The sequence below is a fragment of the Psychrobacter sp. 1U2 genome, from assembly GCF_051847575.1.
Genome location: NZ_JBPYDC010001871.1, coordinates 1 through 506, shown reverse-complemented (window position 1 = coordinate 506; position 506 = coordinate 1). Strand labels below are relative to the sequence as shown.

At 32.2% G+C, this 506-nt stretch carries 1 protein-coding gene; it reads left to right on the top strand.

Annotated features, from left to right (window positions below):
• On the top strand, positions 1-355 hold a 355-nt coding region (locus tag ACS8FD_RS24870), incomplete at its 5' end, for a CDP-alcohol phosphatidyltransferase family protein (RefSeq protein ID WP_439277807.1).
• Between the last annotated feature and the right edge of the window lie 151 nt (positions 356-506).

Sequence of the window (506 nt, the reverse complement as noted above, 5' to 3'; positions counted from 1 at the left end):
TATTGTAGATAAAAAGTACTTTGTTGGTTTAGCAAGTCCGCTTGCCGCTATATTAGTAACGTCTGCTGTTATGGTTGCTGTCGATCATAATGAATGGGTGGGACAATATGATACTGCTGTTATGTTCTTATTTGCCGTGTGGGTAGTTATCTGTGGTTTATTAATGGTCAGTAACGTCAAATACTATAGTTTTAAGGAATTTGACAAAAAGAAAGTACCTTTTGTGGTGCTTATCCTTGGGGTGCTGGTTATGAGCATTGTGATCTATGACATACCTGTTGGTATCTTAGCCATCGGTATCATCTATGCGTTATCAGGTATTGTTACTACTATTAAGGAAAAAGCAAAAAGTTAAAGTTACATTTATGTTTTATATTAAGGAGTTTAAAATGTAAGCTCCTTTTTTATGAAGTACTGTATGACAGAAAGTATTAATTGATAACAAATTTTTGAAGAAAATTAAGAACTGTAGTAAACATAAAAGTAAGAAATTCTTAATTTCTTAC